This window comes from Mesorhizobium sp. P3_A8 (genome assembly GCF_056402995.1).
Genome location: NZ_JBFUGI010000007.1, coordinates 367,877 through 393,652, shown reverse-complemented (window position 1 = coordinate 393,652; position 25,776 = coordinate 367,877). Strand labels below are relative to the sequence as shown.

General features: G+C 63.5%; 29 protein-coding genes. 17 read left to right on the top strand and 12 right to left on the bottom strand.

What is annotated here, in order from left to right; genetic code table 11:
* Window positions 1-512 precede the first annotated feature (512 nt).
* A complete protein-coding gene (locus tag AC1DX4_RS19395) occupies window positions 513-1,523 on the bottom strand; it encodes an NAD(P)H-quinone oxidoreductase (RefSeq protein WP_477221807.1) in 1,011 nt (336 codons plus the stop codon).
* Window positions 1,524-1,645: 122 nt separating this feature from the next.
* On the opposite strand from AC1DX4_RS19395, the gene AC1DX4_RS19390 reads away from it, so the two are divergent.
* From AC1DX4_RS19390 to AC1DX4_RS19380, 3 genes are all read left to right on the top strand, one after another.
* Window positions 1,646-1,840: a DUF1192 domain-containing protein gene (locus AC1DX4_RS19390; protein WP_027059123.1), complete on the top strand. Its 195-nt coding sequence runs from the start codon at window positions 1,646-1,648 to the stop codon at window positions 1,838-1,840.
* Window positions 1,841-1,930: 90 nt separating this feature from the next.
* The gene (locus tag AC1DX4_RS19385; protein WP_477221806.1) at window positions 1,931-3,178 is read left to right on the top strand and encodes an MFS transporter; all 1,248 of its coding nucleotides are present in this window, start codon (window positions 1,931-1,933) and stop codon (window positions 3,176-3,178) included.
* 31 nt (window positions 3,179-3,209) lie between these two features.
* Window positions 3,210-3,473 (top strand): ArsR/SmtB family transcription factor, encoded by a 264-nt coding sequence (locus tag AC1DX4_RS19380; protein ID WP_027041916.1) that lies wholly within the window; start codon window positions 3,210-3,212, stop codon window positions 3,471-3,473.
* Window positions 3,474-3,508: 35 nt separating this feature from the next.
* Here AC1DX4_RS19380 and AC1DX4_RS19375 read toward each other — a convergent pair whose 3' ends face one another.
* The 4 genes from AC1DX4_RS19375 to AC1DX4_RS19360 form a co-directional block, all read right to left on the bottom strand.
* Window positions 3,509-3,973, bottom strand: a complete 465-nt coding sequence (locus tag AC1DX4_RS19375; protein ID WP_477221805.1) for an SRPBCC family protein — start codon at window positions 3,971-3,973, stop codon at window positions 3,509-3,511.
* Between the two features lie 11 nt (window positions 3,974-3,984).
* Window positions 3,985-4,320, bottom strand: a complete 336-nt coding sequence (locus AC1DX4_RS19370) for an ArsR/SmtB family transcription factor (protein WP_096451040.1) — start codon at window positions 4,318-4,320, stop codon at window positions 3,985-3,987.
* Between the two features lie 5 nt (window positions 4,321-4,325).
* Window positions 4,326-4,982, bottom strand: coding sequence for a glutathione S-transferase family protein (locus AC1DX4_RS19365; RefSeq protein ID WP_477221804.1), 657 nt, complete (start codon window positions 4,980-4,982; stop codon window positions 4,326-4,328).
* Between the two features lie 121 nt (window positions 4,983-5,103).
* Window positions 5,104-5,940, bottom strand: coding sequence for an alpha/beta fold hydrolase (locus AC1DX4_RS19360; RefSeq protein ID WP_477221803.1), 837 nt, complete (start codon window positions 5,938-5,940; stop codon window positions 5,104-5,106).
* A 94-nt stretch (window positions 5,941-6,034) separates the two neighbouring features.
* On the opposite strand from AC1DX4_RS19360, the gene AC1DX4_RS19355 reads away from it, so the two are divergent.
* The 3 genes from AC1DX4_RS19355 to AC1DX4_RS19345 all read left to right on the top strand — a co-directional run bounded on the left by AC1DX4_RS19355 (window position 6,035) and on the right by AC1DX4_RS19345 (window position 7,463).
* Complete coding sequence (locus AC1DX4_RS19355; protein WP_477221802.1) at window positions 6,035-6,556, top strand: winged helix-turn-helix transcriptional regulator; 522 nt, start codon at window positions 6,035-6,037, stop codon at window positions 6,554-6,556.
* A 75-nt stretch (window positions 6,557-6,631) separates the two neighbouring features.
* A complete protein-coding gene (locus tag AC1DX4_RS19350; RefSeq protein WP_477221801.1) occupies window positions 6,632-6,865 on the top strand; it encodes a hypothetical protein in 234 nt (77 codons plus the stop codon).
* Between the two features lie 166 nt (window positions 6,866-7,031).
* On the top strand, window positions 7,032-7,463 hold the full coding sequence (locus tag AC1DX4_RS19345) for a GlcG/HbpS family heme-binding protein (protein WP_477221800.1): 432 nt from the start codon (window positions 7,032-7,034) through the stop codon (window positions 7,461-7,463).
* Between the two features lie 110 nt (window positions 7,464-7,573).
* On the opposite strand, the gene AC1DX4_RS19340 is transcribed toward AC1DX4_RS19345, so the two are convergent.
* From AC1DX4_RS19340 to AC1DX4_RS19330, 3 genes are all read right to left on the bottom strand, one after another.
* Complete coding sequence (locus AC1DX4_RS19340) at window positions 7,574-7,975, bottom strand: hypothetical protein (protein ID WP_477221799.1); 402 nt, start codon at window positions 7,973-7,975, stop codon at window positions 7,574-7,576.
* A gap of 320 nt (window positions 7,976-8,295) precedes the next feature.
* Window positions 8,296-8,478 (bottom strand): 50S ribosomal protein L32, encoded by a 183-nt coding sequence (gene rpmF, locus AC1DX4_RS19335; protein WP_008834724.1) that lies wholly within the window; start codon window positions 8,476-8,478, stop codon window positions 8,296-8,298.
* 314 nt (window positions 8,479-8,792) lie between these two features.
* Window positions 8,793-9,554, bottom strand: coding sequence for a biosynthetic peptidoglycan transglycosylase (locus AC1DX4_RS19330; RefSeq protein ID WP_477221798.1), 762 nt, complete (start codon window positions 9,552-9,554; stop codon window positions 8,793-8,795).
* Between the two features lie 78 nt (window positions 9,555-9,632).
* On the opposite strand from AC1DX4_RS19330, the gene AC1DX4_RS19325 reads away from it, so the two are divergent.
* The gene (locus AC1DX4_RS19325) at window positions 9,633-10,550 is read left to right on the top strand and encodes a polyprenyl synthetase family protein (RefSeq protein WP_477221797.1); all 918 of its coding nucleotides are present in this window, start codon (window positions 9,633-9,635) and stop codon (window positions 10,548-10,550) included.
* Between the two features lie 39 nt (window positions 10,551-10,589).
* Here the strand turns inward: AC1DX4_RS19325 and AC1DX4_RS19320 are convergent, their stop codons facing one another.
* Window positions 10,590-11,513 (bottom strand): SMP-30/gluconolactonase/LRE family protein, encoded by a 924-nt coding sequence (locus AC1DX4_RS19320; protein WP_477221796.1) that lies wholly within the window; start codon window positions 11,511-11,513, stop codon window positions 10,590-10,592.
* A 134-nt stretch (window positions 11,514-11,647) separates the two neighbouring features.
* Between AC1DX4_RS19320 and AC1DX4_RS19315 the strand changes: the two genes are divergently transcribed.
* The 5 genes from AC1DX4_RS19315 (at window position 11,648) to AC1DX4_RS19295 (ending at window position 17,535) form a co-directional block, all read left to right on the top strand.
* The gene (locus AC1DX4_RS19315) at window positions 11,648-13,141 is read left to right on the top strand and encodes a sugar ABC transporter ATP-binding protein (protein ID WP_477221795.1); all 1,494 of its coding nucleotides are present in this window, start codon (window positions 11,648-11,650) and stop codon (window positions 13,139-13,141) included.
* A gap of 20 nt (window positions 13,142-13,161) precedes the next feature.
* Window positions 13,162-14,217 carry an ABC transporter permease gene (locus AC1DX4_RS19310; protein WP_477221794.1) on the top strand — a complete coding sequence of 352 codons (1,056 nt, stop codon included), beginning with the start codon at window positions 13,162-13,164 and terminating at the stop codon, window positions 14,215-14,217.
* Window positions 14,218-14,249: 32 nt separating this feature from the next.
* A complete protein-coding gene (locus AC1DX4_RS19305; RefSeq protein ID WP_477221793.1) occupies window positions 14,250-15,356 on the top strand; it encodes a substrate-binding domain-containing protein in 1,107 nt (368 codons plus the stop codon).
* 67 nt (window positions 15,357-15,423) lie between these two features.
* Complete coding sequence (locus AC1DX4_RS19300; protein ID WP_477221792.1) at window positions 15,424-16,365, top strand: SMP-30/gluconolactonase/LRE family protein; 942 nt, start codon at window positions 15,424-15,426, stop codon at window positions 16,363-16,365.
* A gap of 99 nt (window positions 16,366-16,464) precedes the next feature.
* Window positions 16,465-17,535 carry an ABC transporter substrate-binding protein gene (locus tag AC1DX4_RS19295; RefSeq protein ID WP_477221821.1) on the top strand — a complete coding sequence of 357 codons (1,071 nt, stop codon included), beginning with the start codon at window positions 16,465-16,467 and terminating at the stop codon, window positions 17,533-17,535.
* Window positions 17,536-17,614: 79 nt separating this feature from the next.
* Here AC1DX4_RS19295 and AC1DX4_RS19290 read toward each other — a convergent pair whose 3' ends face one another.
* The 3 genes from AC1DX4_RS19290 to AC1DX4_RS19280 all read right to left on the bottom strand — a co-directional run bounded on the left by AC1DX4_RS19290 (window position 17,615) and on the right by AC1DX4_RS19280 (window position 20,738).
* The gene (locus AC1DX4_RS19290) at window positions 17,615-18,634 is read right to left on the bottom strand and encodes a LacI family DNA-binding transcriptional regulator (protein WP_477221791.1); all 1,020 of its coding nucleotides are present in this window, start codon (window positions 18,632-18,634) and stop codon (window positions 17,615-17,617) included.
* A gap of 48 nt (window positions 18,635-18,682) precedes the next feature.
* The gene (locus AC1DX4_RS19285) at window positions 18,683-19,717 is read right to left on the bottom strand and encodes an L-idonate 5-dehydrogenase (RefSeq protein WP_477221790.1); all 1,035 of its coding nucleotides are present in this window, start codon (window positions 19,715-19,717) and stop codon (window positions 18,683-18,685) included.
* 73 nt (window positions 19,718-19,790) lie between these two features.
* Entirely contained in the window at window positions 19,791-20,738 is a 948-nt protein-coding gene (locus AC1DX4_RS19280) for a 2-hydroxyacid dehydrogenase (RefSeq protein WP_477221789.1), read from the bottom strand.
* 78 nt (window positions 20,739-20,816) lie between these two features.
* On the opposite strand from AC1DX4_RS19280, the gene AC1DX4_RS19275 reads away from it, so the two are divergent.
* From AC1DX4_RS19275 to AC1DX4_RS19255, 5 genes are all read left to right on the top strand, one after another.
* Window positions 20,817-21,572, top strand: a complete 756-nt coding sequence (locus AC1DX4_RS19275; RefSeq protein WP_477221788.1) for an SDR family oxidoreductase — start codon at window positions 20,817-20,819, stop codon at window positions 21,570-21,572.
* Window positions 21,541-22,077, top strand: a complete 537-nt coding sequence (locus AC1DX4_RS19270; RefSeq protein ID WP_477221787.1) for a gluconokinase — start codon at window positions 21,541-21,543, stop codon at window positions 22,075-22,077. The genes AC1DX4_RS19275 and AC1DX4_RS19270 overlap by 32 nt, the downstream gene beginning before the upstream one ends.
* The gene (locus AC1DX4_RS19265; protein ID WP_477221786.1) at window positions 22,074-22,964 is read left to right on the top strand and encodes an NAD(P)-dependent oxidoreductase; all 891 of its coding nucleotides are present in this window, start codon (window positions 22,074-22,076) and stop codon (window positions 22,962-22,964) included. The genes AC1DX4_RS19270 and AC1DX4_RS19265 overlap by 4 nt, the downstream gene beginning before the upstream one ends.
* Window positions 22,961-23,302: a hypothetical protein gene (locus tag AC1DX4_RS19260; RefSeq protein ID WP_477221785.1), complete on the top strand. Its 342-nt coding sequence runs from the start codon at window positions 22,961-22,963 to the stop codon at window positions 23,300-23,302. The genes AC1DX4_RS19265 and AC1DX4_RS19260 overlap by 4 nt, the downstream gene beginning before the upstream one ends.
* Window positions 23,303-23,427: 125 nt before the next feature.
* On the top strand, window positions 23,428-25,767 hold the full coding sequence (locus AC1DX4_RS19255; protein ID WP_477221784.1) for a response regulator: 2,340 nt from the start codon (window positions 23,428-23,430) through the stop codon (window positions 25,765-25,767).
* Window positions 25,768-25,776: the final 9 nt, after the last annotated feature.

The following is a 25,776-nucleotide window of genomic DNA, read 5'->3' as shown; positions in this document are numbered from 1 at the left end:
AGAAGGCCATGCTGGTGGTATCCTTCTAAGGCTTCGGATTGTTTGCGGGCGTGGCGCAAGCCAGCGGCCAATCAACTCTCCAAGCGATGGCGGACAAAGACGGCAGGGACCATGATGACGTCGGGTGTTACCCGGTCCTAAGGGCGGTCGCCTGCCGCCGGGACTGCTGGCTGTGATGGGCCGCAGTCCCGGCCGCCAAACTACCCGATCCTTCTCAAACAATCCTATGGCGGAGCAAGGAGCGAAGCGACGCGGCGCAGACCATAGGATCCATGCCGTGACTTCAAAGTGCCGCTACGGTGCAAAATTCTGCACCGCTGCATTCCTCGACAGCGGTCGCGGCATGGATCCCAGGGTCTCCGCGACGCCGCTTCGCGGCTGCTCCGTCCAGGATGACGACATTGGAGAGGCCCCCGGCCAATCCTTCATGTTCAAGACGGGTCCACCGAAACGAACGATGAAACTTGGCTGCCAACAGGCCTCTAACCGGTCAAATCCCCAGCGTCGAGGAATTAGCCGACGTCGAGCACGATCTTGCCGATATGATCGCCCTCTTCCATCCGCTCATGCGCGCGCCAGGCATCCGAGAGCGGGTAAATCATATCCATGACAGGTGCCACCTTGCGCGTGCCGAGCAACGGCCAGACCTGCGCCTCCAGCGCCGACGCGATCGCCGCCTTGAACTCGACGGTGCGCGGCCGCAGCGTCGAACCCGTATGGGTCAGCCGCTTGACCATGATCTTGGAAAAGTCTGCGCTGGCGACGGCACCGGCCTGGACGGCAATCTGCACGATGCGTCCTTCAACCGCTGCCGCCTCACAATTGCGCTGGACATAGTCGCCGCCGACCATGTCGAGGATGACATTGGCGCCCTTGCCGTCCGTCGCCTCCTTGACCGCCTTGACGAAATCCTCTTCGCGATAGTTGATCGCGCGGTCGGCGCCGATCTTCAGGCAGGCGTCGCATTTCTCCTTGCTGCCGGCGGTGGTGATCACATAGGCGCCGAAGGCGGAAGCCAGTTGGATTGCCGTGGTGCCGATGCCGGACGAGCCGCCATGCACCAGCAGCGTCTCACCCTTCGTCAGGCCGCCGCGCTCGAACACATTGTGCCAGACGGTGAAATAGTTTTCCGGCACCGCCGCGGCCTCCGTGTGGGTGAAGCCGGCCGGCAGCGGCAGCACGCTGCCGGTATGAACCTTGACATACTCGGCATAGCCGCCGCCCGGGGTCAGCGCGCAGACCCGGTCGCCAATGCGCCAGCGCGATATCTCGTCGCCAAGGGCCGCCACTTCGCCCGACACTTCGAGGCCCGGCAGGTCCGATGCGCCGGGCGGCGGCGGATAAGCGCCCTTGCGCTGCTGTACGTCGGGCCGGTTGACACCGGCGGCGTGCACCTTGATCAGGATTTCGCCGGGGCCGGGCTGCGGCACATCGCGCGTTTCCGGTTTCAGCACCCGTGGACCGCCCGGCTCCGAAATCGCGATCGCCGTCATCGTTGCCGGAATTTTCTGTCCGCTCGCCATGAAGTTTTCCGTCTTTCCTCGCCGCATTCTTACCGGCTGTTTGCATCGACGCCCCTGCCCTATGTATGCTCATTGCCAAATCAGGCAAATGGCCAATCTGGTGTGGCGGAGGAGGAGCAACGATGGCGATCTTCGACGACGAACCCAAGAAGAAAGCGCGTCCGCACGAAATCGGGCAGGACCTGTCGCTGCTCTCCGTCGGCGAACTCTCCGAGCGTATCGGCATCCTGCGCGACGAAATCACCCGGCTGGAGGCGGAGCTCAAGGCCAAGGACAACACCAAATCGGCCGCCGAGGCGCTGTTCCGCCGCGGATAGGCAGGCGGGCGGAGCGGCGCGCCGCCGAAAAGCCCGAATGCGACTGTCTTCAGACCTGCCATCCCTTCCAGAGTCCAGCCGGATCAAAAAATGCTCGCATCCTACAGGCCGATCCTCTCCCTGCTTCGCGGCACGGCCTTCCTGCTGGCGGCATCGGGTCTGCATGGGCTGCTGTTGCCCCTGCGCGGCCAGTTGGAGGGCTTCTCGACCGCGTCGCTCGGCCTGATGGGTACGGCCTGGGCAGGCGGCTTCGTCACCGGCTGCTTCTTCGCGCCGCGCCTTGTGCGCCGCGCAGGACATGTGCGCGCCTTCGGCGCCTTTGCCGCGTCCGGTGCCATCGTGGCGCTGCTCACCGGGCTGATCATCGATGAATATGTCTGGATCCTGTTGCGAGCCTTCACAGGCTTCACCATGGCCGGCGCCTTCATGGTCATCGAAAGCTGGCTGAACGAGAAAGCCACCAACGAGAACCGCGGCACCGTCTTCGGCCTCTATATGATGGTGACCTATGCCTCGATCATGGGCGGCCAGATGATCGTCGCCGGCGGCGACGTGAAATCGGCGTCGCTGTTCATGATCACCGGCATCCTGTTCTGCCTGTCGCTGATCCCGACCGCCGTTTCGACGGCCTCGCATCCCAAACCGCTGCAGGACGTCAAGCTCGACGTCAAAGGGCTCTACGCCAACTCGCCGGTGTCGGCGGTCGCTTGCCTGTTGGTCGGCATCGCCAACGGCGCCTGGGGCACGCTGGGTGCCGTCTACGGTGCGCGCATCGGCATTTCCACGCCCGAGATCGCCCTGATGATGAGCCTTGTGGTCGTTGCCGGCGCGGCCATGCAACTGCCGGCCGGGCGCCTGTCCGACAAGACCGACAGACGTTACGTGCTGGCCGGTGCCGCCTTTGGCGGGGCGTTGGTCGCGCTCTTGATCTTCCTGTTCGAACCGCGCTCAGCCGTCTTCGTCATTGTCTTGACCGCCGCCTACGGCGCTTTCGCCTACACGCTCTATTCGATCGCCGTGGCACATGCCAACGACCACGCGCGGTCGGAGGACTTCGTCAAGGTATCGGGCGGACTGCTGCTGCTTTACGGCTTCGGCACCATGATCGGGCCTTTGCTGGCGGCGGCGCTGATGGGCTGGATGCGCCCGGAGGGCCTCTTCCTGGCGACCGCCTTCGCGCATCTCTGCCTCGCCGGCTACACGCTGCTGCGCATCAGCCGCCGCGCTCCGGTGCCGATCGGCGATCGCGATGCGTTCAAGACGCAACCAGCCGACCGCTCCGTGACCCCCGAAGCATTGCGGCTTGACCCAAGAAGAAAAGCAGAAGCAAACAGTTGAGATTCGAAAAACTTTGCCTCACAAATGAGGGATGATGTTTTCCGACGCCTTCATGGCGATCGCCGACCCCAATCGGCGCCATCTTCTGGAAGAACTTCGACGCGGCCCGAAAACCGTCAACGAGTTGGCCGCCGGTTTGCCAGTCTCACGCCCGGCCGTTTCACAGCATCTGAAAGTGTTGCTCGACGCCGGACTGGTCAACGCCAAGGCTGAAGGCACGCGGCGTGTCTATACAGTAAGCAATTCCGGCTTCCTGAAACTCAACATCTGGCTCGATCAATTCTGGGAAGCCTGATTCACTCGCCCTTATCATCAACATCGCCACGATGGTCAGGCTTGTACTTTCAGGAAGGCGCCGAGCCCATCGAGCAGTTCACCCGTTCCATGCTCACGCGTGGCTGAGGTGTCGTGACCATCGAAGAAGGCGCCCTGTTCCGTCATCACCAGCCGCGTGCCCCCTGCTTCCGCCACAAGCTCGATCGTCGCCAGCGACACAGAGACGCGGGTTTCACCAAACAGCAGCTCATAGCTGTAGACGATGCGCTGGTCCGGCACGATGTCCTGATAGACCGCGTTGAAGAAATGCATCTGCCCATCGCTCGGGCATCCGGCATTGACCTCCTTGCCGCCGACACGGAAGTCCATTTCATGCCGGCTGGGCATCGGGTCGTGGGGATCCACGAACCAGCGCCGTTTGGCATCTGGGCTGCTGAACGCAAAGAAGACCCTTGCTGGCGCCGCCGGATAGAAGCGCTCGACGACAAAGGTGGAATGGACGACGGATCGTTGGCTCACTGAAGCCTCCTTCATGTTTCGTCTTTGGTTTGCGCCAGGAAATCGCCGAGCCGATCCAGCCGGCGCTCCCAGGCGAGACGCCGCTCATTGATCCAGTGCTCGGCCGCCCTCAGCGCCTTCGGCTCGATCTGGCAGGTGCGCACGCGCCCCAGTTTTTCCGAGCGCACCAGGCCGCTCGCCTCCAGCACGTTGAGATGCTGGACGACGGCCGACAGCGACATCGCCAGCGGCTCGGCCAGTTGGCTGACCGAAGCGGGGCCGCGCGACAGCCGGTCGACCATCTGCCGCCGTGCCGGATCGGCAAGCGCCTGGAACATCAGGTCGAGCTGGGCGGGATCGTGCAGCATCGCGGTCAGCCGTTATTGTAGGGGAAGAACTTGAAGTAGGGCTGCGCCTCCTCGATCACCCTGGCGAAAGCGGGGCGCTGCAGCAGCCGGTCGTGATAGCGCTTCACGGCTGGATATTTGTCGCCGAACGGCTCGACCTTATTGGCGTAGAAGAGCGCGGGCGATGCCGCGCAATCGGCCATGGTGAAGGCATCGCTCACCGCCCAAATCCTCGACTGCATCTCCTTTTCGATGATGGCGTAGGAATTGCGCAGTTGGCCCCGCGCCTGATCGACACCGAACGGATCGGTCTTGTCCTGCGGCCGCAGCCGGTCGCCGACGATCTTCTGCATCGGCTCCTGCACATAGAAATCATAGAAGCGGTCGGCCTGGCGGACCGTCAGCGCCAGGTCGATGTCGGCGGGAACGAGCTCGACCGGCCCCGGATAGTGCGCGGCCAGATATTCCACGACGATGGTCGATTCCAGCACCGTGCGGTCGCGCGCATCGTCACGCAGCGCCGGCATCTTTCCGGTCGGCGATATCTTCAGGAAGGCCGCGCGCGATTGCTCGTCGCCGAGATCGACAATGACCGGATTGAAGGCCGTACCATTCTCGTAGAGCGCGATCAGCGGCTTCCAGCAGAAGGAGGCCAGCGGATGGAAATGCAGCGTCAGGGACATTCTGTGCTCGTCTGTTTCTGGTTCATCGATGGGCGGGTGCTGTGCGTCGCCAAAGTCAACACTGAAGTATTTCCTTAACTATTGCGATGAGCCTTGCCCGTCAAGGCCTACCGGCGAAGACTTAATTGGACCTGATATGCGCGACGATGGCTGCTTCCAGCGCCGGCCAGTCTTGCGGATGCAACTCATGGCCGCCGCCTGCGACGCGAAGAAGTTTCGCGCCGGCGACAGTCTCGGCCAGCATCTCGCCGTGTTCGACCGGAAAGATCGGATCTGATGTGCCGTGGATGACCAGCAGCGGCGCCGCCATCTCTGGCAAGCGGCCCTTCCAGTCATCACCGCCCTTGAGCGAAAAATGATTGGTTGCGCTCAGGAACCCGCCGGAGCGGTCGTAATCCTGTTCGATGAAGGCTCTCATCCCGGCCTCGTCGAACGGGTGCGCGGTGCTGGCGATCGCCCTGGCATCCCTGACCATGAAGTCGATCACCTGGCGGCGGTCCGACCAGTCGACATCACCACCCTCGGCCGAATGCTCGATATAGGCGTCGATCGTCTGCGGCAGATGCGAGGTGTCCATTCCCACCGGTGAACTGCTGATCACGGCCAGCGACGCGACGCGGGAAGGATGCTTGAGCGCCACAAGTTGCGCGATCATCCCACCCATCGACATGCCGGCGACATGCGCCCTGCCGATGCCATGGCTGTCGAGCACACCGATCGCATCGTCCGCCATGTCGTCGAATGTGTAGGGCGGCTTGCCCGGCGGATATTTGGTTGAGCGGCCGGTGTCGCGATTGTCGTAGCGGATCACGTACAGGCCGGCATCCGCCAGCTCCCGGCAAAATGCCTCCGGCCACCACAGCATCGAGGCCATCGCGCCCATGATCAGCAGCAGCGGGGGATTTGCCGGGTCGCCGAAAGCTTCGGATATGATCTCGGGACGATTAATCGCGGTCATCACAGTGCCTCCTTAACCGATTGCATTTTGCAATCGGTTGCACGATAATAAAACCGATACGATAATGCAACCGGTTTTTTGTGGAGAGAATCGAATGAGCCTCGATCGCCGGTCCGGCTGTCCGATCAACCTGTCGTTGGAGGTGTTCGGCGACCGCTGGAGCCTGATCATCCTGCGCGACATGATTTTCGGCGGCAGGCGCCATTTCCGCGAACTGCTCAACGGATCGATGGAACGCATTGCCTCCAACATCCTTGCCGACCGGCTGAAACGGCTGATGGAATTGGGCATGCTGACCAAGGCCGACGACCCCTCACACAAGCAGAAGGCGATCTACAGCCTGACCGAGATGGCCATCACGCTGGTGCCGATCCTGGCCCATCTCGGCGCCTGGGGCCGGGTCTGGCTGCCGACCAGCGAGGAACTCTCGATCCGCGCCGAGCTTCTGGAAAAGGGCGGACCGCCACTGTGGGAGAAATTCATGGACGAGTTGCGCCATGAGCATCTGGGTACGCCGCTCGATACGGCATCCGGCCCGTCCGTGCGCGCAACCCTGCGAGCTGCCTATGAAGCCGTGGTCGCCAGCAAGGCTCTCAGCGCCAGCCCGGCTGCGTAACCAACTATTTTTCCCGCTGAGAGGCCGGCTCTGCTAGAACAAGCGAAACCACAATTCACGGGATTGGATAAGGTCTTGGTTGAGAACTCTCGGGATGCTGCCCGCGCGCGCGCAGATCTGCGCTTCAAGAAGCAGGAAGAAGCGGCGACCGTCCGCCAGAAGGCAATGGCGGAATATGCCGCAGAGAGCGACGCCCGCAAGGCCAAGACCGACAAGCTGCGGGCGCTCCGCCTCGCCAAGGAAGCCGACGACCTCGCCAACGCGCCGGCAGCGCCCGCCAAGAAGCCTGCCCGCGCCAAGAAGAAATAACGCGCCGCTCTCCGGTAACCCGAGCAGCTCGCCTGTCGCCGCCCGACGGCGCCATACAGACAGCCGCCCTTCATCCCACCGCTTCACAAGAAGCAATTTCTACCGAAACCGGGATTGCTTCGGCCGGCCTGCCGTCGATGATTGCCTCTTTCAACAGGAGATTGCCATGACCGCACTGCCGCTCGAAAAAGCCAGGCAAATCATCGATGCCGCCTTCGCCAAAGGCGCCGATCTCAAGCTCAAGCCGTTGGGCGTCTCGGTGCTCGACGCCGGCGGCCATCTGGTCGCCTTCCAGCGCCAGGACGGCGCCTCGTTCCTGCGCCCGCAAATGTCGGCGGGCAAGGCCTATGGCGCGCTGGCCATCGGCATGGGCTCGCGCAAGGTGGAGGCCTTAGCCAAGGAGCGTCCGCATCTGGTCGCCGGCATTTCCGACGTGTCGGGCGGACGCGTGCTGCCGGTCGTCGGCGGCGTGCTGATCCGCGACAAGGCCGGCGCCATCATCGGCGCCGTCGGCATATCAGGCGACACGTCGGACAATGACGAGGCGGCGGCTATAGCCGGCATCGAGGCCGCCGGCTTCACCGCCGATCCGGGCTGAGCCCTTAGTCTAGAGCAATTCCAGGAAAAGTGTGTGCGGTTTTCCGTCCGGAATTGCATCAAAACAAAGAGTTAGAGCAGTTCGCCGTTTCCGTGAAACGGTGAAATGATCTAGTTGACGTTGATGTCCCGGCTCGCCGACCGCATCGACACGGCGAACCCGGCCAGCACATCGAACAGCGCGATGATCATCAGCGTGAAGAAGATCGAGTGCGCCGCGCCCTTGACCAGCAGGAATTCGACCAGGAAGGCGACGAAGACCAGCGTCGACAGGAGATGATCCATGATCGAGGCGCTGGTCGTGCGCGCTGACTTCACCATTTCGGCGAACAGGAAGATCAGCCCGATCAGGATCATCAGATCGCCGAGCGTCATCGAAAACACCCCGCCCGACATCATGCGGAACGACAAGATCTCGCTCGCCCACGGATCGTCACCGCCGCCGAAAATTCCGAGCAGGCCGAGATTGTAGAGAATGAAAGGCACGATCAAAAGCGGGACGGCACCGAACATCTGGCGTCTCCATATGGGGGCACCTTCTGTAGAATGCGCCACGGGCACGCCGTCAAGATTTTTCGTAAAAAGCCGCCTACACGGTCGAAGACCGGATGCAACAACCATGTCAGCCGGTTACCCGGCTGACATGGCTCCGGCTCGGCATTTGGCCCGGCGTGGTCGACTGCCAAACAGAGGCCGCAGGCATCAATGGCAGAGGCTTGGAGAGACGGTGATGACTGGCCGAGTTTCGGCAGCGAGCCATTGGGCCGCCAAACGCAAAAAGACCGGCCAGAGGCCGGTCTTTTTTATAACTCAAACCTTGGGAAAAGCTGGTCTCAGCTTTCCTTGGGGGTCAGCACCTGGCGACCGCGATACATGCCGGTCTTCAGGTCGATGTGGTGCGGGCGGCGCATTTCGCCGGAATTCTTGTCCTCGACATAGGTCGGGGCCTTAAGGGCGTCGGCCGAGCGGCGCATGCCGCGCTTGGACGGAGAAGTTTTGCGTTTCGGAACGGCCATGGATATGCTCCACTACATGGTCAAAAGCCCCGCCCGCCCTCGTGAAAGGGCCATGTCGGGGCCTAAATCTGAGAAAGTCGGGTGCCTATACACGCCCTGTGCCGTTTTGGCCAGCGCTACCTCGAACTTTTTTGAGTTGGCTAGGTTAGGGTGTATCGAGGTTCAGGTCAGGCCAAGCCGAAAGCGATGGATAGCGAGAACCGGAGCGGAGCGTACTTTTCGTACGTGAGCTCAGTTCTACTGCGACGCAGTAGAAACGGGGAAGCGCAGATATCCACCGTTTGCAGGCCGGCATCACCTGAACATCGACACACCTACTCGAGACAGCCGACATAGGCGCCAGAGCGGCCAGCCCTGCGCTCGATCAGATTGGCCAACCTTCTCAAGCCCGGGCCGGGTTTTGCCGGATTGCGGGCGATCGGATTGGGCAAGGTGACGGCAAGCAGTGCCGCCTGCCGGCGCGACAGTTGTTTTGCCGAAATGCCGAAATGATGCTGTGCCGCGGCCTCAATGCCATAGATGCCCGGCCCCCATTCGGCGATGTTGAGATAGATTTCCATGATGCGGCGTTTCGACATCACCGCGTCGAAATAGACCGCCAGCGGCAGTTCGACGACCTTGCGCACGGTGCCTAGTGGGCGCGACCAGAGAAAAAGGTTCTTCACCGTCTGCATGGTGATGGTCGAGGCACCGCGCGTCGCCTCGCCGGCCAGCGCATCGTCGACGACGCCGCGCAATTCACCGAGATCGACGCCGCGGTGGAAGCAGAACTGCCCATCCTCCGACATGATGACCGAATGGGCCAATACCGGCGCGACATCGTCGATCGACACCCAGCGCCGGTCATAGCCGGAGAAGGTCGCCAGGTCCTTCAGCATCAGCGTCGACACCGGATGCACGAAGGACGGCAGGTAAAGAAAGGTCAGCACTGTCGGGATCAATGCCAGCACGGCGGCCACGACAATGCCGCGCCGGACCCAGCGCCTGAGACTGCGGCGGTTCACGCCGCGCGATCTCGTCGCCATGTCCAGCTCTTCGGTTTCATGATCGACGATCGGTTCCGCCAAGCCGCCCAACCCGTATATCTGCCTGCTCCGGCATAATGGCGCTTGCCTTCTTGCGCAACGTCTGAGTGTCGGCTACCGCTCCCGGCCATGACGAATGACGACGAAATGGCGTTCGAAATGGCGCTCATCAGGCGGGCGGCCGCCGTCGAGGTGCTGCTGCGGCGGTTGCTCGACGACCGCCCGCTGTCGGGCGAGATCGCGCGACCCGAGCGGCTGATGTCGGCGATGCGGCATGGCGTGCTGAACGGCGGCAAGCGCCTTCGTCCCTTCCTGGTCATGGAAAGTGCTGCCCTGTTTTCCGCCGATGGCGAAGCCGCGCTACGCGTCGCGGCCGCACTTGAATGCGTGCACTGCTATTCGCTGATCCATGACGATTTGCCGGCGATGGACGACGATGACCTGCGCCGCGGCCAGCCGACCGTGCACAAGGCATTCGACGAAGCGACAGCCATCCTGGCCGGCGACGCCTTGCTGACGCTGGCCTTCGACATCATCGCCGGCGAGGCGACCGTGCTGCCGGCCGAGCGACGAGCGGCATTGGTGCTGGCGCTTGCCCGCGCCGCAGGCGCCGGCGGCATGGTCGGCGGCCAGAAGCTCGACCTCGAAGCCGAACAGACACCGCCCGACGAGTCCGGCATCATAAGGCTGCAGGCGATGAAGACCGGCGCGCTGATCCGCTTCGCCTGCGAAGCGGGCGCCATCATCGCCGGCGCTTCGGCCGAAGACCGCGAAAGACTGGCCGAATTCGGCTCCGCGATCGGCCTTGCCTTCCAGCTTGCCGACGACCTGCTCGACCTGACCGCCGACACCAGCCAGATGGGCAAGGCGACCGGCAAGGACGCCGCCGCCGGCAAGGGAACGCTGGTGGCGCTGCACGGCGTGAACTGGGCGCGCAGCCAGCTTCACGGCCTCGTTGACCAAGCGCACGCGCTGCTCGAACCCTATGGCGACAAGGCAGCGCTGCTGAAGGAAGCCGCGACCTTCATCGCCACCCGCAAGAGCTGAGTTGAGGTTCGAACAACCGGCCTGGCAAGGCAGGCAGGTTTACCCCCGCCCCGCGGCATTCGCCACGACGAAGACCGAATAGAGCGACTGCCGTGCCGTGATGAACAGGCGGTTGCGCTTCGGGCCGCCAAAGGTCAGGTTCGCCACCGTCTCCGGAATGCGGATCTTGCCGATCAGCGTGCCGTCGGCATCGAAGCAATGGACGCCGTCTCCGGCACCTGCCCATACCCGGCCTGACATATCCACCCTGAACCCGTCGAACAGCCCGGCCGTGCAGGGGGCGAAGACGCCGAGTTCTTTCAGTGAGGCGCCCTCGACGGCGAACTTGCGGATGTGTCTGGGTCCGTCCTTCTGGTGTGTGACACCGGTGTCACCGACATAGAGGATGGTCTCGTCCGGCGAAAAGGCGAGGCCGTTGGGCTTCGCCATCGTCGAGACGACGCGTGTCACCGCGCCCGTTGCAGGGTCGGCGCGGTAGACGTGGCAGCCCTCGATCTCCTGCTCAGCGCGGTCGCCCTCATAGTCGGTCGCGATGCCGTAGGGCGGATCGGAAAACCACACCGTGCCGTCCGATCGTACCACCACGTCATTGGGCGAATTCAGCCGTTTGCCCTCGAAACTGTCGGCGATGACGGTGATTGACCCGTCATGCTCGGTGCGGGTGACGCGCCGCGCCCGGTGCTCGCAGGTCACCAGCCGCCCCTCGGTGTCGACGGTGTTGCCGTTGGCATTGCTGGACGGCGAGCGGAACACCGAGACCACGCCATTGGTGTCGTCGTAGCGCATGACGCGGTCGTTCGGGATGTCCGAAAACACCAGATACCGCCCGGCCGCGAACCATGCCGGGCCCTCCAGCCAGCGCCCGCCCGTCCACAGCCGCTCGACCGCCACATGGCCGACGAAACAGCTCTCGAAACGCTCATCGAGAACCTCGAAGCCTGCGCCCTCTATGTCTCCGAACATGCCTTGTCCTCCATGAAACCGGCCTATCGTTAGCCTTCGCGGGGAGCAGTTTTCAAGACTTGACGTGCAAAAATGTTAGCGATAACATTGGTCGCAGTTCAGTCCGATTGTTTGGCTTGGGAGGAGGCCAGAAAATGCGACCCAAGCTCATCGAGTTCATCGACATCACCAAGCACTTCGGCGGCACCATGGCGCTGAAATCGGTCTCGCTCGACGTTCAAGAGGGCGAGATCGTGGCGCTGCTGGGCGAGAATGGGGCTGGCAAGTCGACGCTGATCAAGACGCTCGCCGGCATCTACCGGCCGGATGGCGGCCGCATTCTGTTTCGCGGCGAGCCCTATCACCATCGCCCGCCGCAGCCGAACCAGCGTCAGTCCGTTGCCTTCATCCACCAGGATCTCGGTCTGATCGAATGGATGACCGTCGGCGAGAATGTTGGCCTCGCCCAGGGGTTTTCGCTGCGCTCAGGCCTGATCGACTGGCGTTCCACCGAGGAGCGGGCGCGCGAGGCGCTGAAGCTGGTCGGCTGTGACTTCGACCCAACGACGCGCGTTCAGGATCTGACTCGCACCGAAAAGTCGCTGGTCGCCATCGCCCGCGCGCTCGCCACCGAAGCCGATGTGCTGGTGCTTGACGAACCGACCGCCAGCCTTCCGGCCGACGAAGTCGACCGCCTGTTCGATGCAATCCGCCCGCTCAAGCAGCGCGGTGTCGGCATGATCTATGTCTCGCACCGCCTCGACGAGATTTTCCGCATCGCCGACCGCGTCGCCGTGCTGCGCGACGGCAAGCTTATCGGCCAGAAGAAGGTCGCCGACACCAAGCCGGACGAACTCGTCGAGATGATCGTCGGCCGCCCGGTAAGCCAGGTTTTCACCAAGGCGCAGACCGAGGTCGGCAAGACGATCTGCGCTGTCCGCGACCTGATCTGCGCCGGCGCCGGTCCGGTGTCTTTCGACGTGCGCAAAGGTGAACTGCTCGGCCTGGTCGGGCTGCGCGGCGCCGGGCAGGAAATGATCGGTCGCGCCCTGTTCGGCTGCCAGGCATTTTCAGGTTCGGTGACGATCAACGATATGACGCCAGATCTGTCGAGCCCGATCGCTGCGATGTCGTCCGGCGTCGGTCTGATCGCACGTGACCGGACCGAAGAATCGATCGCGGGCTCCCTTTCGATCCGCGAAAACAGCTTCCTCAATCCCGGTGCCGGCAAGCGAGGCCTGTTCTCCTTCCTGGCGCCACACAAGGAGGCCGCGCTGGCGCAAGTGATTGGCGGCTCGGTCGGGCTGCGCCCCAACGATCCCAACCTGCCGATCGAGGCTTTGTCAGGTGGCAACCAGCAGAAGGTCGTCGTCGGGCGCTGGCTCCACACCGGCCGCACCTTGCTGATCGCCGAGGATCCGACCGCCGGCGTCGATGTCGGCGCCAAGGCCGAGATCTACCGTCTGATCGGCCATGCGCTCGAAGCCGGTCTCGCCGTCGTCGTCGTGTCGACCGATTTCGAGGAGATCGCCCATATCTGCCACCGTGCCTTGGTGTTTTCGCGCGGACGAATCGTGCGTGAACTCATCGGCGACGACCTCACCACATCCGCCGTGATCACCGCGGCATCGGCTTCCGAAGCCGCCTGATTTTTTCTGGGAGCGAGCCCATGCAATCGATCGAATCCAGTGCACTCGAACCGACCCGCGGTGAGATGGCAAATCTGTCCCCCGGGCAGAAGATCATCCGGCTGCTGCCGGTCTATGGGTTGGTGATCCTGACCGTGCTTTTGATCGTTTTGTTTTCGATCCTGCTACCCAACACGTTTCCAACACTGCTCAATTTGCGCTCGATCATCTCCGACAAGGCGATCATTGCGCTCCTGTCGCTGGCGGCGATGATCCCGATGGCGTCCGGTCGCATCGACCTCACCGTCGGCTACGGCATCGTGCTGTGGCATATCCTGGCCATTAGCCTGCAGACCATGTTCGGCATTCCGTGGCCGCTGGCGGTGATGATCGTGCTGCTTCTCGGCGCCGCGACAGGCTTCCTCAACGGACTGCTGGTCGAAGTCGCCCGCATCGATTCTTTCATCGCCACGCTCGGCACCGGCACCGTGCTCTATGCGCTGGCGCTTTGGCACACGGGCGGCCGGCAGGTTGTCGGCGTGCTGCCCAACGGCTTCTACGCGCTCAACGGCACCATGGTGTTCGGGCTGCCGATCACCGGCCTCTACGTTCTGGGCATCGCCGTCGCGCTGTGGATCATCCTCGAGTATCTGCCGATCGGCCGCTACATCTATGCCATCGGCGCCAATCCCAAGGCCGCCGCCCTCAACGGCATTCCAGTGCGCCGCTTCGTCATCGGCGCCTTCGTCTCATCGGGTTTTCTGACGGCGCTGACAGGGGTGCTGCTCGCCTCCAAGCTGCGCATCGGCCAGGCCAGTGTCGGGCTCGAATATCTCCTGCCCGCTCTGGTCGGCGCCTTTCTCGGCTCGACCACCATCAAGCCCGGGCGCGTCAATGTCTGGGGCACGATGACGGGCGTCATCATCCTTGCAGTCGGCATTTCCGGCATCCAGCAATTTGGCGGCTCGTTCTTCGTCGAGCCTCTGTTCAACGGCGTGACGCTGCTCGTTGCCATCGGCATTGCCGGCTACGCCCAGCGCAAGCGCGGCGCCGCCCAGAGAGCCAAGATCAAGACTGTTGCACAAGCCGCGAAGTGACCGGAAGGCAACCAATTGGGAGGAAAATAACAATGGATCGCAGGCAGTTTCTTTTACAGGCCGCAGCGCTTGGCGTTTCGCTGCCGGTCTTTACCCGGATCGCGCTGGCGGATTCGATGGATGACGCCAAGGCCATCATCGCCAAATATGCATCGCGGCAGGACAAGTGGGATGGGCCGACCACCGGTCCAAAGGCCACCAAGGGTAAGATCATCGCCATCGTGGCCAACGATTTGAAGAATGGCGGCGTGCGCGGCACCATAGACGCCGCCAGCGAGGCCGCCAAGGTTATCGGCTGGGATATCCGCGTGCTTGACGGCGTCGGCACGGTCTCGGGCCGCACCGCCGCCCTTGACCAGGCCATCACGCTCAAGCCTGACGGCATCCTGGTCGTCGGCCTCGACCCGACCGAGCAGAAGCCCGGACTCGAGCAGGCCGACAAGGTTGGCATCCAGCTGATCTCGTGGCATTCTCTACCGGTTATCGGGCCGATCGAAGGCACCGGCATCAAGGTCAACGTCACCACCGATCCGTCTGGCGTGCCGACCGCCGCGGCAATGTGGGCCTATCTCGACGCCGGCGGCAAGCCGGGCGTGGTGATCTTCACCGACAGCAACTACACCTTCGCGGTCGCCAAATCCGAGAAGATGAAGGCGCTGATCGAGAAGCTAGGCGGCACGGTGCTTTCCTACGAGGACACGCCCATTGCCGATGTTTCCAATCGTATGGGTCAGCTGACAGTGTCGCTGCTGCAGCGCTTCGGCGCCCAATGGACGCATTCACTGGCGATCAACGATATCTACTATGATTTCATGGGGCCGGCTCTCGCCTCGGCGGGAGTTCCCGGCGACGGCGCCCCTAAGTCGGTAGCGGCTGGCGATGGGTCGGAATCGGCCTATCAACGCATCCGCACCGGCCAGTACCAGGCGGTGACCGTCGCCGAGCCGCTCAGTCTGCAAGGCTGGCAGTTGATCGACGAGATGAACCGGGCTTTCGCCGGCGAGAAATGGTCCGGCTATGTCACGCCGCTGCATGTCGTGGCCAAGGAGAACATCGAGTTCGACGGCGGCCCAAAGAATGTCTTCGATCCCGATAATGGCTACCGGGACGAGTACAAGAAGATCTGGGGCGTTGCCTGATCGCAACCCACGGGACCGGCGATCATCGGGATCGCCGGCTCTCCATAGGTATCTGGGATACCATTGCATGAGCGACTACGAGATTCTGGACGATCGGTTCCGCAAGCTGACGATCTGGCATGCCAGGCTCGAACGGTTGTGGACCGGCAGCCGCTGGGCGGAAGGACCGGTCTATGTCCCGGCCGCAAGGCATCTGCTGTGGTCGGATATCCCCAACGACCGGCTGCTGCGTTATGACGAAGGCGACGGTTCCGTCAGCGTCTTCCAGACGCATTGCAACAACCAGAACGGCCACACACTTGATCGCGAAGGCCGCGTCGTCGCCTGCGAGCAAGGTGGACGGCGCATCTCCCGGCTCGAGCATGATGGGCGCTGGCGCACCCTCGTCGAGACCGTCAAGGGCAAGCGGCTCAATTCGCCTAACGACGTGGTCGTCAAATCCGACGGGACGGTCTGGTTCACCGATCCAGTCTACGGCATCGAGGGCTACTATGAAGGCACGATCTCCAGGCCGGAGATCGGCGGATCCTATGTCTACCGGTTCGACGAAGCCGCCGGCGAGGCCACCGCGATCGTCACCGATCTCGTCCAGCCCAACGGTCTGGCTTTCTCACCTGATGAAAAGATCCTCTATATCTCCGACAGTGGCGAGAGCCATGTGCCCGGCCTGCCGCGCGCCATCAGGGCCTATGATGTCGCGGCCGACGGCAGTTCGACCCAGGCACGCGGCATCTTTGCCGAATGCGAAGCAGGCATCTTCGACGGTTTCCGCGTTGATCGAGACGGCAACATCTGGGCCTCCAGCGCCGATTCGGTCCGCGTCTACTCGCCGGACGGTACGCTGATCGGCCGCATCCTGGTTCCGGAATTTGTCTCCAACGTCTGCTTCGGCGGCCCGAGTCGGAACCGGCTCTACATCACCGCGCAGACGTCGCTCTATTCCATCTATGTCAACGCGCATCCAGCCGGGTCGGGTCCGGTGGCAGGACATCTCGGCACGGTGACATGACGCTGACGCTCGGCCGGAAGGCCACGAATTTTTGAAACCAAGGGAGGTACCACCATGCAACGCAGAACATTCTTGAAATCGTCCATCGCCCTACTCGCGATGACCATCGCCGCGCCGGGCCTGTTTGCCGGCCAGGCTCGCGCCGACGCCATGGCCGACGCCATGGCGGTCGTGCAGAAATACGCCCAGAAGGTCACCACTTGGGACGGCCCGACCACCGGGCCGAAGGCACAGCCGGGCAAGACGATCGTGGTGCTCGCCGGCGACCTCAAGAATGGTGGCATTCTCGGCGTCACCAACGGTGTCCAGGAGGCGGCTAAGGCGATCGGCTGGGAAGTCAAGGTGATCGACGGCGCCGGATCGATCGGCGGCCGCACCGCCGCCTTCGGCCAAGCCATGGCGCTAAAGCCGAATGGCATCGTCATCAACGGCTTCGACGCGGTCGAGCAGGCGCCGGCCCTGGAACAGGCGAAGGCGGCCGGCATTCCGCTGGTTTCCTGGCATGCCGGACCGGTGATCGGCCCCGACGAAAAGAACGGCGTCTTCGCCAACGTCTCGACCGACGCGATGCAGGTGTCCACCGCTGCGGCCGACTGGGCCTATGCCGATGCCAAAGGCAAGCCCGGCGTCATCATCTTCACCGATTCGACCTACGCCATCGCCATCGCCAAGGCCGACAAGATGAAGGCGGAGATCGAGCGGCTGGGCGGCAAGGTGCTCGAATATGTCGACACGCCGATCGCCGAGACCTCGCAGCGTATGCCGCAGCTTACCACCTCGCTGCTGCAGAAATACGGCGACCAGTGGACGCACTCGCTAGCCATCAACGACCTCTATTTCGACTTCATGGGCCCGTCGCTGGCGGCGGCCGGCAAGTCGGGCACCGACGCGCCGATCAATGTCGCCGCCGGTGATGGCTCGGAATCGGCCTATCAGCGCATCCGTGCCGGCCAGTTCCAGAAGGTCACAGTCGCCGAGCCGCTCAACCTGCAGGGTTGGCAACTGGTCGATGAGCTCAACCGCGCCATCGCCGGCGAAAAATGGTCCGGCTATCTGTCACCACTGCACGTCGTGACGGCGGACAATGTCGAGTTTGACGGCGGTCCCAACAATGCCTTCGACCCCGGCAACGGCTACCGCGACGCGTACAAGAAGATCTGGGGCAAATAGGCGCCGACGGCGTCACCCGTCCCAACACGCAGTCAACGGCCGGCGGTCATCCCGCCGGCCGTTATGTTTTCGCCGAAGCTCAAGCGGTGTGGCGCGCGATCACCTTCGGCGTCATGCCGACGATCACCCGGTCGTCAGGCGCATGGCGCCCATTGAGCAGGTCGAGCACGAGTTCGGCGACACGGATGCCTATCTCATGCGCGTCGACATCGATCGTGGTGATCGATGGCACCGACTGCTCAGCGAGGTCATAGGCGCCGAAGCCAGCGATCGCGACGTCCTCGGGGACACGGATGCCGCGCCGCACGCATTCCATAAGCGCACCGAAAGCCGAAAGATCCGACACGCACATCACCGCCTGCGTGTCCGGCCAGCGCGAGATCATCTCGACCATGGCGGTGGCGCCCTCGCGCATCGATATCGGCGGCACGCCGGAGGCGATAATGCGCGAGGCGTCGAGGCCGCGGTCCTGCAGTGCCGCGACGAAACCACGCCGGCGATCGAGACCACGCGTGTCGCGCGATGTGTCGCCACCGATAAAGCCAAGCCTCGAGTAACCGCGCGCGACGAAATGATCGACCATCAGCCGCCCGGCTTCGGCGTTGGAGAAGCCGACGACATGACCGATCGGATCATCCGGCAGGTCCCAGGTCTCGACGACCGGGACACCGGCATTCTCGAGCATCTTGCGGCAGCGCGGCGTATGCCGGCCGCCGGTGACGATGATCGCTTCCGGCCGCCGCCGCAGCAACTGGCCGACAAGGCGCTCCTCCTCCTCGACATTGTAGTCGGTGAAGCCGAGCAGGATTTCCAATCCGCTGTCGCGCAGACCCTCGGTCATACCGCGTAGCGTATCAGCGAAATTGGCGTTGTTGATGGAAGGTATCGTCACCGCGACGAAACCGGACCGGCGCGACGACAAATTGGCGGCGATGCTGTCGAAGACATAGCCGAGCTCTTCCGCTGCCCGCATGATGCGGTCGCGCGTGTCGGCGCTGACCGAGGTATCGCGCTTGAAGGCGCGCGACACGGTCATCGTCGAGACGTTGGCGCGACTGGCGACATCGGCCATGGTGGGCCGTTTTGGCGAAGGCTGCATGGCCGTACGTTATCGATATCACGACGGAATGCAACGCACCGCCGTGACTCACGCGAAGGCGATCTGAACTTTCATCGCCTGGCTGCGGTCGTTGGCGATTTCGAAGCCGGACAGCGCCTCGGCGAATGCTACGGTGTGGGTGATCAGAGGCTTTACGTCGATGAGCCCCTTGCGCATCAACTCGACACCCACGGCGAATTCAGGATGGAAGCGGAACGACCCGTTGATGGACAGTTCCTTGGTGGTGACTGCCGACATCGGCAGTGCCATCTCGGCGCCGCCGAGGCCGAGCTGAACTATGGTGCCGCGCGGGCGCAGCGCAGCGATGCCTTGCGCCAGCGCCGCCGCCGCGCCCGAGCATTCATAGAGGATGTCGAACGTCCCCTTGTCGGCGAGATAGGGTGCCAGCCCGTCTGGATCGGTTCGTGTGTTGATCGTCCTGTCGGCGCCCGCACGCATGGCCATGGACAGGGTAAAATCGGTGATGTCGACGGCGACGATTTCGGCGGCTCCGGCGCGCCGCGCGCAGAGGATCGACAACAGGCCGATCGGCCCGCAGCCGGTCACCAGAACGCGCTTGCCGAGCATCTCACCAGCCCTGCGCGTCGCGTGGAGACAGACCGCCAACGGCTCGGCCATCGCCGCCTCGCCAGCGCTCAACCCGTCCGCCGGCACGCATTGCAGCGCGTCCGCCACCAGCATTTCACGGAACGCGCCCTGGATATGAGGGAACGGCATGGCGCTGCCATAGAAGCGCATGTTGAGGCACTGGTTGTGCATCCCTTCCCGGCAGTATCGGCAGCTGTAACAGGGCCGCGACGGCGAGACCGCGACCAGCTGACCGGGCTGCAGCCCGTCGACGCCGGGACCGACCTTCTCAATGACGCCGGAGACCTCATGGCCGAGGATCATCGGCTCCTTCAGCCGCACCGTACCGAAGCCGCCGTGATTGTAGTAATGCAGGTCGCTGCCACAGATGCCGCCGGTGGCCAGCCGCAGCAGCACTTGACCCTGGCCCGGCGCCTCGACCGGCCGGTCCTCGATGCGCAGGTCCTTGGCGGCGTGGATGACGATCGACTTCATGGTTAGCGAACTCCTCGGGCAATTCCAGGAAAAGTGTATGACGGTTTTCCGTTCGGATCTGAGTAAGACAAGGCTAAAGCACCGGCGAAAGCAGCGGCTGGCCGGCGAAATGGGCGGCAAGGTTGTCGCGCACAAGCTTGCCCATAGCCTTGCGCGTTTCGACGGTGCCGGATGCATGGTGCGGCTGCAGCAGCACATTGTCGAGCGCCAGGAAGCGCTCATTGAGCTTCGGCTCGCCTTCGAAAACATCGAGCGCGGCGGTGCCAAGCACCTTCTTCTCGAGCGCATCGAGCAGCGCCTCCTCGTCGATGTTGGAAGCGCGCGAGATGTTGATCAGCATGCCGTCCTCGCCGAGCGCGGCGATCACATCCTTGTTGACGATGTGGCGCGTCGCGGCCGAAGCGGCAAGCGTCACGAACAGGAAGTCCGAACGCCTGGCCAACTCGACCGGATCGGCGACGAACGTCCAATCCGAGGCGAAGTCCTTCGCCGCGACGTCGCTGTAGGCGATGTCCATGCCGAAGCCGGCGAGACGCTTGGCCACCTCGTAGCCGATACGGCCGAGGCCGAGCACGCCGGCACGCCGGCCCCAGACGCGGCGCTTGAGCGGGTAGAGCCCCTTCGCGGCCCAGCTGCCGTCGCGCACCCAGCGTTCGGCGCCGATCATGCCGCGCGACAGGCACAGCATCATGGCGATGCCGAGATCGGCGACGTCATTGGTCAGCACGTCCGGCGTGTTGGTGACGCGCACGCCGCGTTCCCGGCATGCCGCGAGATCGACCGCGTCGAAACCGACGCCGTAGACGGAAACGACCTCGAGCGAAGGGCAGGCCTCGATCATGGCGCGGTTCGCACCGAGCTCGCCGCGCGTGGCGATGCCGCGCACAAGCGGACCGACCTCGCCGAGGAACGACGCCTTGTCGTCGGCCGCGAAGTAGCGATGCACTGTGAAGGCTTCGTTGAGCGGCTCTTCATCCCACGCGGGATAGGGTCCAACCTGAAGGATGTGAGGCCGCTGCATCGGTATTCGCTCCACTTGACTTGACAGATGATGTTATCGATAACATAAGACGCTCAGCGACGAGAGGCAATCGGAAAAATGTCGTCCAATATATTCGATCTCACCGGGCGCATGGCGCTCGTTACCGGCTCCTCCCAGGGCATCGGCTTTGCGCTGGCCAAGGGGCTGGCCGAAGCCGGTGCAGAAGTGATCCTCAATGGCCGCGACGAGGCAAAGCTCGCCGAGGCTGCGGCGCGGATACAAGAGGCGCGAACACTCGCCTTCGACGCGACCGACCATGACGCGGTGCGCTCCGCCATCGACGCTTTCGAGCTAACCAGTGGGCCGATCGACATACTGGTGAACAATGCCGGCATGCAGTTCCGCACGCCGCTGGAGGACTTTCCCGCCGATGCGTTCGAGCGCCTGCTGCAGACCAATATCGCCAGCGTCTTTCATGTCGGCCAAGCGGTCGGGCGCCACATGATCAGGCGCGGCCGCGGCAAGATCATTAACATCGCCAGCGTGCAGACCGCGCTCGCCCGCCCGGGCATCGCCCCCTACACGGCGACGAAAGGCGCGGTCGGCAACCTGACCAAGGGCATGGCGACCGACTGGGCCAAACATGGGTTGCAATGCAACGCCATCGCACCCGGCTATTTCGACACGCCGCTCAATGCGGCATTGGTCGCCGACCCGGCATTCAGCGGATGGCTCGAAAAGCGCACGCCGGCCGGCCGCTGGGGCAAGGTCGAAGAATTGGTGGGGGCCTGTGTCTTCCTGGCCTCCGACGCCTCATCCTTTGTCAACGGGCACATCCTCTATGTCGATGGCGGTATCACAGCTTCAATCTGATCCGTCGCGCCGCATGGTCGTCATGGGCGTTGCCGGTTCGGGCAAGACAACGATCGGCGAGGCACTCGCCCGCGCGATCGGCGCGGAATACGTCGACGGCGACCTGCTGCATCCCGACGCCAACATCGCCAAGATGAGCGCCGGCATCCCGCTTATCGATGCCGACAGGTGGCCGTGGTTGGCGCGGGTCGGCGAAATCCTGAAGCCGGGAACCACGCGGGCCATCGTCGGCTGCTCGGCGCTGAAGCGGGCCTATCGCGATTTCATCATCGAACGGGCCGGAGCACCGGTCCTGTTCATCTATCTCGACGGTTCGCGCGAACTGATTTCCCGGCGCATGCGCGAGCGCACCAGTCACTTCATGCCGACAAGCCTGCTCGACAGCCAGTTCGCGACATTGGAGGTGCCGGGAAAGGACGAGAACGCGATCGCCATAGCGATTGACGCGCCGCTCGACCGGATTGTTGCCGACATAACAGCCAGGATCGGGGTTCCACCGTCATGACCAAGACCATCGCACTGATCGGCGCCGGCGCCATGGGCGGGGCGATCGGCGAGCGCCTGCTCGCCACCGGCAATCGCCTGTTGGTGTTCGATCTCGACAAAGCCAAGGTGGCGGCGTTGGTCGCCAAGGGCGCCGCGGCTGCGGTGACTGCGGCCGCGGCCGCCGGCGCTGCCGACTGCGTCATCCTCAGCCTCAATTCAGCGGCGATCGTGCGCCGCGCGGTGTTCGGCGAGGGCGGCGTGGCTGCCGGGGCGAAGCCCGGCACGCTGATCATAGACATGTCGTCCATCGACCCCGACGCCACTCGCCAGCTGGCGGCCGACGCAAGTGAGAAAGGGCTGCGCTGGGTCGACAGTCCGCTCTCCGGCGGCGCGCCGAAAGCATCGACCGGGGAATTGACACTGATGGCCGGCGGCGAAACGCAGGACGTCGCCGACGCGCACGAGGTGCTGCGCCACGTGTCGGCCAACTACACCCATATGGGACCGGCCGGCGCCGGCCAGACGACCAAGCTGGTCAACCAGGTGCTGTGCGCGCTGAATTTCATGGCCGTGGCGGAAGCGACGCGGCTGGCGATCGACGCCGGCGTCGACGTGCTGAAGATCCCGCAGGCCCTGAAAGGCGGCCGCGCCGACAGCGCCATCCTGCAGGAATATCTGCCCCGTTTCGCCACTCGCGACTACCGGCGCACGGGCCGCATCGACAACATGGTCAAGGATCTCAACGCCGCACAGGATCTGGCGCGGCGCACACACACGGCGATGCCGCTGACGGCCGTCTGCGCCGAAATACACCGGCTGCTGACGGCGGCCGGGCTGGGCGGCGAGGATCAGGCCGCATTGATGGAATTCTTCCAACGCAACAACGACCAGGAGAACGAGACATGATCACGCGCTATGCGTTGTTTGAAGGCAAGGTGAAGGACGGTGAGACCCCGGCATTCCGCCAGGCTGTCCTCGACACCGTGCTGCCAAAGTGGAAGGCGTTCCCCGGCGCGCTCGACGTGCGCGTCAGCTTCGCCGAAAAGCGTGACGACGGCGCGCCGGAATTCCCGTTGATCCTGGCGATCAACTATCGCGACATGGCGGCCGTCGACGCGGCCCTTGCCAGCCCCGTCCGCGCTGAATCGCGCGCCGCGACCGAGGCCGTTCTGACCAGATACTTCGAGGGCCGCATCCACCATCACGTCACGATCGCCAACGAGTTCCCCCTGGCCGGCGGATGACTGTGTCCGCCGGAACATTGCATTGGCTTGCTGCAAACCAACAAGCCGGTCGGGCGAACGAAATCTTAATGTAAATGAAGCGTAATCCCGGTCGTTAAAATAATGCGTATGTGTTGGGGTTGCGCATGCCGGAATATTCTTCCTTCATCCGGTTTGTCCGGATTCGCTATCTTTCAGGATTGCTGATTTTCGCGCTGGCTTCCACGGCCGTCATGGTTGCGCTCAACCGTGTCAATTCCTTCCGTCATGAGATCGATGCGCTGAGCAGCAACCTCGTCGTCTTCACCCGCGACCTGCGCAACGCGACCAGCTTTGCCGAGACAACCGGATCCGCCTGGCGCAACGAAACGCGCGACGCGCTGACCGCTTCGGCGCGCGACCATTCCGAACGCCTGACCGGCGAGATCGACACGCTGACCGCCCAGTTCGCCGCGATACGCTCACGCCTGTCGGCCCAGACCATCAGCGAACTCGAAACCGCATCGGTGAACGGCGACCTGTTCTGGTCGGCGCACGACATGGTGCGCAACTTCAACCTGATGTCGGTGGCGCAGAAGGCCGATGAATGGAGCTATCGGGAAATCCGCAACCAGAACGACCTGTTCGTCCAGCCGATGCTGGTCCGCGTCCGCACCGCCATGGACGACGAGCGCCATTTGGCCGACGCCTCCAGCGACCGGTTGCTGCTGTGGGCGAGCGGCCTGTTGTTCGCTGTCCTGGCCATCGTCGCTTTCTGGGTCTTCCGACCGATGGAACAGGCGATCCGCCACGCCTTTGCCCAATCGGCCGAATCCCTGTTCAAGGCCGAGGCCGCCGACCGCGCCAAGTCTGAATTCCTGGCCAATATGAGCCACGAGATCCGCACGCCAATGAACGGCGTGCTCGGCATGGCCGAACTCCTGGCCAAGACCGAATTGACCCCACGCCAGAAGACCTTCACCGAAGTCATCGTCAAATCCGGCAATGCGCTGCTCACCATCATCAACGACATCCTCGATTTCTCCAAGATCAATGCCGGACAGCTGACGCTGGACCCTGCCCCTTTCCGCCTTACCGAAGCGGTCGAGGATGTGGCGACGCTGGTCTCGGCGCGTGTCGCCGAAAAAAACCTCGAACTGATCGTGCGTGTGGATCCGCGCCTGCCGGCCCATGTCATCGGCGACGCCGGCCGCTTCCGGCAGATCGTCACAAATCTGGTCGGCAACGCGGTGAAGTTCACCGAGAAGGGCCATGTGCTGATCGATGTCGGCGGCGAAACCGTCAACGGCGTCGTCCAGCTCAAGTTGCGCGTCGAAGACACCGGCATCGGCATTCCGGCCGAGAAATTGCAGAACGTGTTCGAGAAATTCGCGCAGGTCGATGGCTCCTCCACCCGCCGCCACGAAGGCACCGGCCTTGGCCTTGCCATCGCCGCCCGCCTTGTTGATTTGATGGCTGGCAAGATCGGTGTCGAGAGCGAGATCGGACGCGGCTCCGTCTTCTGGTTCGGAGTGCCGCTGCCCGTGCACCATGCCGAGGCGCGCGACGCGATCGTGCCGGTCGACGTCACCGGCGCGCGCGTGCTGGTCATCGACGACAATCCGGTCAACCGCGAGATCCTGCTCGAGCAGCTCAGGAGCTGGAGCTTCGACTGCGCTGCGGCTGAAAGCGGCGCCATGGGGCTGGCCTTCCTCGATCGCGCCTGCCAGTTGGGCGCCAGCGTCGACTGCATCATCCTCGACTACCAGATGCCTGGCATGAACGGCGCCGATGTCGCCCGGGCCATCGCCGCCGACAGCCGGCTGTCGGCCATCCCGATCGTCATCCTGACCTCGGTCGACCAGGTCGATTTCGGCAAGATGATCATCGACTTCGGCATATCAGCGCATCTGACCAAGCCGGCGCGCTCGGCGGTCCTGCTCGGCACGGTCATCTCGGTCATCCAGAAGGCCCGCTCACAGGTCGGCAAGGCGCATTTCGTCCGCGAGCCGGTCCAGCCGATGCCGCAGCCGGCACCGCCGGCCTTCACCGTCATCCGTGGCCCCGCAATACCGGTCGCGACCGCACCGGAATCGACCGCCACGCCCAACGGCCCGATCGACATCCTCATCGCCGAGGACAACGACGTGAACCAGCTGGTGTTCGGCCAGATCCTCAATGGGCTCGGCCTGAGCTACCGCATTGCCGGCAATGGCCGGACGGCGGTCGAGATGTACCGGTCGCTGCATCCGAAACTGATCCTGATGGACGTCTCGATGCCGGAGATGAACGGCTACGAGGCAACCCGCGCCATCCGGGCGATCGAGGCCTCATCGGGCGGCCACATCCCGATCATCGGCGTCACCGCGCATGCGCTGAAGGGCGATCGCGACAAGTGCATCGAGGCCGGCATGGATGACTATCTGCCGAAGCCGGTTTCGCCCGATCGCCTCGGCGCCAAGATCGGCACATGGCTCAGCGAAACGGTGATCGCCAAGACGGCGTGAGATACACCC

Bases quoted from the DNA above. Each gene is read 5' to 3' on its own strand.
- AC1DX4_RS19395 (WP_477221807.1), bottom strand. From the start codon at position 1,523: ATGGCGAGCGGACAGAAAATTCCGGCAACGATGACGGCGATCGCGATT.
- AC1DX4_RS19390 (WP_027059123.1), top strand. From the start codon at position 1,646: ATGGCGATCTTCGACGACGAACCCAAGAAGAAAGCGCGTCCGCACGAA.
- AC1DX4_RS19385 (WP_477221806.1), top strand. From the start codon at position 1,931: ATGCTCGCATCCTACAGGCCGATCCTCTCCCTGCTTCGCGGCACGGCC.
- AC1DX4_RS19380 (WP_027041916.1), top strand. From the start codon at position 3,210: ATGATGTTTTCCGACGCCTTCATGGCGATCGCCGACCCCAATCGGCGC.
- AC1DX4_RS19370 (WP_096451040.1), bottom strand. From the start codon at position 4,320: ATGCTGCACGATCCCGCCCAGCTCGACCTGATGTTCCAGGCGCTTGCC.
- AC1DX4_RS19365 (WP_477221804.1), bottom strand. From the start codon at position 4,982: ATGTCCCTGACGCTGCATTTCCATCCGCTGGCCTCCTTCTGCTGGAAG.
- AC1DX4_RS19360 (WP_477221803.1), bottom strand. From the start codon at position 5,940: ATGACCGCGATTAATCGTCCCGAGATCATATCCGAAGCTTTCGGCGAC.
- AC1DX4_RS19355 (WP_477221802.1), top strand. From the start codon at position 6,035: ATGAGCCTCGATCGCCGGTCCGGCTGTCCGATCAACCTGTCGTTGGAG.
- AC1DX4_RS19345 (WP_477221800.1), top strand. From the start codon at position 7,032: ATGACCGCACTGCCGCTCGAAAAAGCCAGGCAAATCATCGATGCCGCC.
- AC1DX4_RS19340 (WP_477221799.1), bottom strand. From the start codon at position 7,975: ATGTTCGGTGCCGTCCCGCTTTTGATCGTGCCTTTCATTCTCTACAAT.
- rpmF (WP_008834724.1), bottom strand. From the start codon at position 8,478: ATGGCCGTTCCGAAACGCAAAACTTCTCCGTCCAAGCGCGGCATGCGC.
- AC1DX4_RS19325 (WP_477221797.1), top strand. From the start codon at position 9,633: ATGACGAATGACGACGAAATGGCGTTCGAAATGGCGCTCATCAGGCGG.
- AC1DX4_RS19320 (WP_477221796.1), bottom strand. From the start codon at position 11,513: ATGTTCGGAGACATAGAGGGCGCAGGCTTCGAGGTTCTCGATGAGCGT.
- AC1DX4_RS19315 (WP_477221795.1), top strand. From the start codon at position 11,648: ATGCGACCCAAGCTCATCGAGTTCATCGACATCACCAAGCACTTCGGC.
- AC1DX4_RS19310 (WP_477221794.1), top strand. From the start codon at position 13,162: ATGCAATCGATCGAATCCAGTGCACTCGAACCGACCCGCGGTGAGATG.
- AC1DX4_RS19305 (WP_477221793.1), top strand. From the start codon at position 14,250: ATGGATCGCAGGCAGTTTCTTTTACAGGCCGCAGCGCTTGGCGTTTCG.
- AC1DX4_RS19300 (WP_477221792.1), top strand. From the start codon at position 15,424: ATGAGCGACTACGAGATTCTGGACGATCGGTTCCGCAAGCTGACGATC.
- AC1DX4_RS19295 (WP_477221821.1), top strand. From the start codon at position 16,465: ATGACCATCGCCGCGCCGGGCCTGTTTGCCGGCCAGGCTCGCGCCGAC.
- AC1DX4_RS19290 (WP_477221791.1), bottom strand. From the start codon at position 18,634: ATGCAGCCTTCGCCAAAACGGCCCACCATGGCCGATGTCGCCAGTCGC.
- AC1DX4_RS19285 (WP_477221790.1), bottom strand. From the start codon at position 19,717: ATGAAGTCGATCGTCATCCACGCCGCCAAGGACCTGCGCATCGAGGAC.
- AC1DX4_RS19280 (WP_477221789.1), bottom strand. From the start codon at position 20,738: ATGCAGCGGCCTCACATCCTTCAGGTTGGACCCTATCCCGCGTGGGAT.
- AC1DX4_RS19275 (WP_477221788.1), top strand. From the start codon at position 20,817: ATGTCGTCCAATATATTCGATCTCACCGGGCGCATGGCGCTCGTTACC.
- AC1DX4_RS19270 (WP_477221787.1), top strand. From the start codon at position 21,541: ATGTCGATGGCGGTATCACAGCTTCAATCTGATCCGTCGCGCCGCATG.
- AC1DX4_RS19265 (WP_477221786.1), top strand. From the start codon at position 22,074: ATGACCAAGACCATCGCACTGATCGGCGCCGGCGCCATGGGCGGGGCG.
- AC1DX4_RS19260 (WP_477221785.1), top strand. From the start codon at position 22,961: ATGATCACGCGCTATGCGTTGTTTGAAGGCAAGGTGAAGGACGGTGAG.
- AC1DX4_RS19255 (WP_477221784.1), top strand. From the start codon at position 23,428: ATGCCGGAATATTCTTCCTTCATCCGGTTTGTCCGGATTCGCTATCTT.